A 6,207-nucleotide genomic window follows, 5' to 3' on the forward strand; every position below is an offset into this window, starting at 1 on the left:
GCACTGCCATCTGGAACCCTTTTACCGAATCGCCCACCAAGCGAGACGATCGATTAACCAAAGGGTGTGCGATGAAAATATCGGACGGCGTTCCTCCAGCAGAATTTCGGGCCCAGGACTACGCCCCCTCTGCACCTCAGCGCTCTGAAAAAAGCACCAGGCGTTTACGTCCTGACGAAATGGCCAACACCTTGCTCGGCAAAACCATAAGCCCTGAAACTGCGTTTCGGATGAGGGAAATGGTCACGGTGGACAGCCGAGGCATGATCACTAAAGTTCAACCCAGGCACTTGTCCAACAGCAACTTTACAGACATCTCCAATTCAATCACTGCGCCACTGACTCAGCGCCCACAGCCTGCGCAAGAGCTGATAAGGACGCCCAAGGAAGTGCTGTTGGCGTTGACCCTTGCGATTGCAGAGTCGGAACTGGATACCTCGATCAAAACGCCCATCATCGAGCACCTTAAAGTAAGCTGGCTGGATAACAGGAGTTCAAGAGACATTACGCAAAACCTTATAACGCAGCTTCAGCGCGACCTGTCATTCGAACCGGAAAAAAACCAGGCGTTGCTGTCGAGAATAGAGGAGATATCAAATACCCTGGAAAAGGAATTTTATATTACCAAACGCAATGACAATTACTATGGACGGCTTTTCGACACTGCGTTTTCAGAATATGTAATTAATAATCCCACGGCACAATCGCACCACATCAACGAATTGCTGACGCAAAAACTTCTAACGGACTTCAATAGTTATCCACCTGCCATGCAAATCGCGCTGTGCGCGGAAATCCATCAGAGGATGCGCGACGACCCACCCGGATGGCGCGAACAGATCAAGGAAACTCAAGAATTCCTGCGAGCCTTCGATACGCAAAAATTTACCGCCATGCTGCAAAGTCGCGACCCTTATGCGATTCCATTGACCTTGTCGCTGGCAGTGAAATATATGTTGGTGGCCCCCAATTTACGGCCACTGGCGGAGGTGGCAACGCAGCACTATATCGATGTCATCGAGAACCAGCGAGAGCGGATTGAATCTCTTGAAAACAGCAACTTTCGCAGCGATCGATACGGGCTATTGCTACCTTACCAGTCAGCACCACAGCAACCGACCCGCCTGCAGGGCACCAAGGGCATCAGGCCGATTGACTGCTACCAACTTACCACACAGAAAATAACTCCACACAATCGAGCCGCGCTGCACGCTGAGCGTGCAATAGGCACCGGCATGTCCGGCAGCACCAACGTGTTGAACTACTTATTTAAAAGTCTGATCGAGGAAGGCAAGGTATTTTCCATGGAGCATGCGAAAACCCTGACGGCGGCCTATCTCACCTTCAGCGGAGGCCACTCGCTTAACGAAGCCTATACGGTGTTTTCGTATAACGATCAAAAAAACTTCACGCCTTTATTATTCAATCAACTGGCAGGTGCGGACCAATATAACGCCGACGCAGTAGAATACGCTTATCAAAGAGTACTTGATGCCTGCAAATTATTGAACACTTCACGCTCGAGGCATTGATTTTATAGGTACTTTTTAAATACCCAGCACTGAATTGCCTGAAAAATCAGGAAAGGGCGTAAACCGCCGTCTGTAGGAGCGAGCTTGCTCGCGAAAAACGTCAACGATAACGCGCGCTTCCTGAATGAACGCGGTGCCTGTGAGTTTTTCGCGAGCAAGAGCTAGGCGCCCCCCTCGCTCCTACAAAGAGCGTTATTAGCGCAAGCCCCTCCCACATTTTTTACTGCGCCCAGCCTGTTACTGAATGTCTTCCGGCTTGACGATCACCCAGTTCTTGTCCGCCGTCACCGGCAACCCTTCCTTGGCCTGCGCCGCCGCATGCTTGGCGATCATGCCATTAAGCTGGGTCATGTATTTGTCCTTGCGGTTGATCCACAAGTGAATGCCGCCCTTGGCCACATCCACGTCATGAAACAGCATGTAGCCATCGCTGGTTGGCGTGTCGCCGCCGACGATCACCGGTTTTTTCCATTCGTCGATATAGGTGAGGATCGCCGCGTGCTTGCCGGCCATCCAGGTGGCCGGAGTCCACAGGTAAGGCGTCAGCTCCAGGCCGAGGTTGGCCTTCTCGTCATACTTGCCGGCGGCAATCTGTTTGCGCGCGGTGGTCAGTTCGCCTGTGTTGCGGTCCTTGAGCAGGGTGGTCACGCCGATCACATTCTCGGGTTTGACGTTGTAGCCGTACTTCGGATCGGCGGCGACCATGCGCACCAGTTCCTCGGAGGCGGCGGTCATCACGTACACCTCGATGCCGTTTTCCATCAGCTTGTTGTACAGCTCGGCCTGGCCGGTGAAGACTTTCGGTGGCTGCACCTCGGACTTTTTCACCGTATCGCCTTCGAAATAGCTGACGGGAACGGGTTTGCCGGAGGCCATCAACTCGTCGACCTGGACCTTGAGTTCCTTGAGCGTAAACCCGGAAAACACCTGGGCCACCCACGGGTAGCACACCATGTCGTCCACTTCGCAGAGGCGATAGTAGTAACTGAACAGGCTTTCCTTATGGTCGGCGGTGTCTTTGAACGGCATCAGCTTGAGCGACGGATCAAGGCTGTCGCGGGTGATCAGGCCCTTGTTTTCCATGTACGGCAGCAAGGACTCTTCAAGGTCGTAGCGGTAGCTGGTGTTGTCCATGTCGAACACCGCGAAGTTACCCTTGTTGGCGTTGGCGGCGATCATCTCGTTCAACTGTTTGGCGGCAGGCGCCGGCCAGTGTTTCAACTCGGTGGCGGCGAATACCTGGCTGGCGAGTCCGAGGCAAAGCGCGGCGGCAAGCAATTTCGGCGCGAGCTTCATAAGCGTTTCTTCCTGAGTGAAAAACATCGACGCTAACAAATCCCTGTGACAGTTCCCGTGTCGAGCCCGACCGTGTGCATCCTGATCCCGCCACGGTCGTACGCCAGAGCGTCAAGCGCTTATTCCAAAAACGACAGTCACCATTCCATATCGGTATTAAATCAATATATTTCAAGCTGTTAGGCTTCCCGGTTCGCAATCGCAGGCTCACGCGATTGGCTGCCTTCTCAACGGAGCTTCAATGAATCTTCCCCTGATTCTCAACTTACTGGTGTTCGTGGCCCTGCTGCTGGGCCTGGCACAAACCGGCCGTACGAACTGGAGCCTGGCCAAGAAGGTCCTGTTCGCCCTGGTGCTTGGCGTGGTGTTCGGTGTGGTGCTGCACGCCATCTACGGGGCCGGTCACCCGGTACTCAAGGCCTCCATCGGCTGGTTCGACCTGGTCGGCAACGGCTATGTGCAACTGCTGCAAATGATCGTGATCCCGCTGGTGTTCGCCTCGATCCTCAGTGCCGTGGCGCGCCTGCACAACGCCTCGTCCCTGGGCAAGATCAGCTTCCTGACCATCGGCACTTTGCTGTTCACCACCGCGATCGCGGCGCTGATCGGTATCGGCCTGACCAACCTGTTCGGCCTCACCGCCGAAGGGCTGGTCGCCGGTACCCAGGAAATGGCGCGCCTGCAAGTGATCCAGAACGATTACGCGGGCAAGGTCGCCGACCTGAATATCCCGCAATTGCTGCTGTCGTTCGTGCCGGCCAACCCGTTCGCCGACCTGGCCCGGGCCAAGCCGACGTCGATCATCAGCGTGGTGATTTTCGCCGCGTTCCTGGGGGTTGCCGCGCTGCAACTGCTCAAGGACGACGTGGAAAAAGGCCAGAAGGTGCTCAACGCCATCGACACCCTGCAAGCCTGGGTGATGCGCCTGGTGCGCCTGGTCATGAAGCTGACCCCGTACGGTGTTCTGGCGCTGATGACCAAGGTGGTCGCCAGCTCCAACCTGCAGGACATCATCAAGCTCGGCAGCTTTGTCGTGGTGTCGTACCTGGCCCTGGGCCTGATGTTTGTGGTGCATGGCCTGTTGCTGTCGCTGGCCGGGGTCAATCCGCTGCGCTTTTTCCGCAAGGTGTGGCCGGTACTGACCTTTGCCTTCACCAGCCGCTCCAGCGCCGCCTCGATCCCCTTGAGTATTGAAGCGCAGACACGCCGCCTGGGTATCCCGCAGTCCATTGCCGGTTTCGCCGCTTCGTTTGGGGCAACCATCGGCCAGAACGGCTGTGCAGGGCTCTATCCGGCGATGTTGGCGGTGATGGTCGCGCCGACCGTCGGCATCAACCCGCTGGACCCGCTGTGGATCGCGACGCTGGTGGCGATTGTGACCCTGAGCTCGGCCGGTGTGGCGGGCGTGGGCGGTGGTGCGACCTTCGCGGCATTGATCGTGCTGCCGGCCATGGGCTTGCCGGTGTCACTGGTGGCGCTGCTGATTTCCGTGGAGCCGCTGATCGACATGGGCCGTACGGCGCTGAACGTGAATGGCTCGATGACGGCGGGGGCGATTACCAGCCAGATCATGGGGCAGACGGACAAGGCGTTGCTCGATGCCGATGAGCATGCTGAGTTAGCGCAGGTCTGATAGAGCGCTATCGGGGGCAAGCCCCCTCCCACAGTTGACCGAGTTCCAACAGAAGAATGCGGTCCAATGTGGGAGGGGGATTGCCCCCGATGCTTTTAAGCTTTCTCCCAGACTTCAAAGTTGTAAGCCGGTTTATCCCCTTCGGCCGGGTTCTCCACATTCGACACCAGCTTCCACTGGTTCGCATCAAACGCCGGAAACCACGCATCCCCTTCAGGGCTCAACGCCACCCGCGTCAGATACAGGCGATCCGCCTGCTCCAGCCCCTGGGCATACAACTGCGCGCCGCCGATCAGCATCAGCTCGTCCGCGCCCTGGGCCTTGGCCCATTCCTCCGCGCGCGCTATCGCCGCCTCCAGTGACGCAAACACTTGCGCACCTTCGAGCACCAGGTCGGTCTGACGACTGACCACAATGTTCAGCCGCCCCGGCAACGGTCGGCCCAGGGAATCCCAGGTCTTGCGCCCCATGATGATCGGCTTGCCCAGGGTGGTGGCCTTGAAATACTTGAAATCCCCCGGCAAATGCCAGGGCATGCTGTTGTCGACGCCGATCACGCGGTTTTCACCGAGGGCTGCGATCAGGCTTAAAGGGAGAGTTTTTTTCATGGTCACGAGAATACCAGAGCTGCGAGTCAGCAGTTATGCTCCAACCTCACGAACACAACAGGATGGCGCGTGACTGCACTAAACCCGCTGCACAACCTCTGGCTGACCGAAACCGTGCGCCTGCGCGAAGAACACGCAGGCCCTCTGGAAGATCTCGAAGCCAACCGCCTGGCCCGCACGGCCGGTGGCGACCTGCCGACGCGCATCGTGCATCGCGCGCTGCACCTGGCCGAACGCGATGGCCTGACCGGCGCCCTCACACGCTGGCTGCAAGGCGCACGCCTGGCCCTGGTGCTGTTGGCGATCGTCGCGATTATCAGCGGCGCCGGCCTGGCGTTTGCCGCCTTGGGCAATGGCCTGACCCCAGTGAATGTGTTCTGGGCCCTGGGCAGCCTGCTCGGCCTGAACCTGATCCTGCTGCTCAGCTGGGCCCTGGGCCTGGTGTTTGCCGGCGAACACAGCGCCAGCCTCGGTCGCCTGTGGCTGTGGCTCAGTGAAAAACTCGCCCGCGACGCCAAGGCCGCACAACTGGCGCCGGCGCTGCTGCTGTTGCTACAGCGCCAGAAGCTCAATCGCTGGGCCGTCGGCGTCCTGGTCAACAGCCTGTGGTCACTGGCGTTGCTCAGCGCCATGCTGATGTTGCTGATGCTGCTCGCCACCCGGCGTTACGGCTTTGTGTGGGAAACCACCATCCTCGGTGCCGACACCTTCATCGCTGTCACCCAGGCCCTCGGCACCCTGCCCGCTTTGCTCGGTTTCAACGTGCCGACCGTCGACATGATCCGCGCCAGCGGCGACTCCGCCCTGAATATCGAAAGCGCCCGCCAAGCCTGGGCCGCCTGGCTGGTGGGCGTGCTGCTGGTCTACGGCCTGTTGCCCCGAGCGGTCCTTGCCCTGTTCTGCCTGTGGCGCTGGAAAATCGGACGTGCGGCATTGCGCCTGGACCTCAACCTGCCCGGCTACGCCCAACTGCGCGAACGCCTGATGCCCAGCAGCGAACGGCTTGGGGTCAACGATGCCGCCCCCGAACAGTTGCATCACGTCAGCGGCGGCGTCAGCGAGATGCAAAGCGATGGAGCCTTGCTGGTGGCCGTCGAACTCGATGATCAGCACCCCTGGCCGCCCAAACTGCCCGCCA

The 6,207-nt window shown here is 58.5% G+C and carries 5 protein-coding genes; 3 read left to right on the forward strand and 2 right to left on the reverse strand.

Annotated elements, in window-relative coordinates:
- Positions 1 to 71 precede the first annotated feature (71 nt).
- The gene (locus BFP96_RS08435) at positions 72 to 1,532 is read left to right on the forward strand and encodes a hypothetical protein (protein ID WP_139113370.1); all 1,461 of its coding nucleotides are present in this window, start codon (positions 72 to 74) and stop codon (positions 1,530 to 1,532) included.
- A gap of 237 nt (positions 1,533 to 1,769) precedes the next feature.
- Here the strand turns inward: BFP96_RS08435 and BFP96_RS08440 are convergent, their stop codons facing one another.
- A complete protein-coding gene (locus BFP96_RS08440) occupies positions 1,770 to 2,828 on the reverse strand; it encodes a phosphorylcholine phosphatase (protein WP_065896128.1) in 1,059 nt (352 codons plus the stop codon).
- A gap of 241 nt (positions 2,829 to 3,069) precedes the next feature.
- On the opposite strand from BFP96_RS08440, the gene BFP96_RS08445 reads away from it, so the two are divergent.
- The gene (locus BFP96_RS08445; protein WP_065891596.1) at positions 3,070 to 4,461 is read left to right on the forward strand and encodes an L-cystine transporter; all 1,392 of its coding nucleotides are present in this window, start codon (positions 3,070 to 3,072) and stop codon (positions 4,459 to 4,461) included.
- 95 nt (positions 4,462 to 4,556) lie between these two features.
- Here the strand turns inward: BFP96_RS08445 and BFP96_RS08450 are convergent, their stop codons facing one another.
- Entirely contained in the window at positions 4,557 to 5,069 is a 513-nt protein-coding gene (locus BFP96_RS08450; protein WP_065891597.1) for a dihydrofolate reductase, read from the reverse strand.
- Between the two features lie 69 nt (positions 5,070 to 5,138).
- On the opposite strand from BFP96_RS08450, the gene BFP96_RS08455 reads away from it, so the two are divergent.
- Positions 5,139 to 6,207, forward strand: a 1,069-nt coding sequence (locus BFP96_RS08455; RefSeq protein ID WP_065936022.1) for a DUF2868 domain-containing protein, incomplete at its 3' end; no start/stop codon positions are given.

Origin of the sequence: Pseudomonas sp. 34 E 7 (assembly GCF_900005715.1) — a bacterium.
Classification (GTDB): domain Bacteria; phylum Pseudomonadota; class Gammaproteobacteria; order Pseudomonadales; family Pseudomonadaceae; genus Aquipseudomonas; species Aquipseudomonas orientalis_A.

What these genes read in the sequence shown, in the direction of transcription:
- BFP96_RS08435 (WP_139113370.1), top strand. Translation starts at nt 72, where the DNA reads ATGAAAATATCGGACGGCGTTCCTCCAGCAGAATTTCGGGCCCAGGAC.
- BFP96_RS08440 (WP_065896128.1), bottom strand. Translation starts at nt 2,828, where the DNA reads ATGAAGCTCGCGCCGAAATTGCTTGCCGCCGCGCTTTGCCTCGGACTC.
- BFP96_RS08445 (WP_065891596.1), top strand. Translation starts at nt 3,070, where the DNA reads ATGAATCTTCCCCTGATTCTCAACTTACTGGTGTTCGTGGCCCTGCTG.
- BFP96_RS08450 (WP_065891597.1), bottom strand. Translation starts at nt 5,069, where the DNA reads ATGAAAAAAACTCTCCCTTTAAGCCTGATCGCAGCCCTCGGTGAAAAC.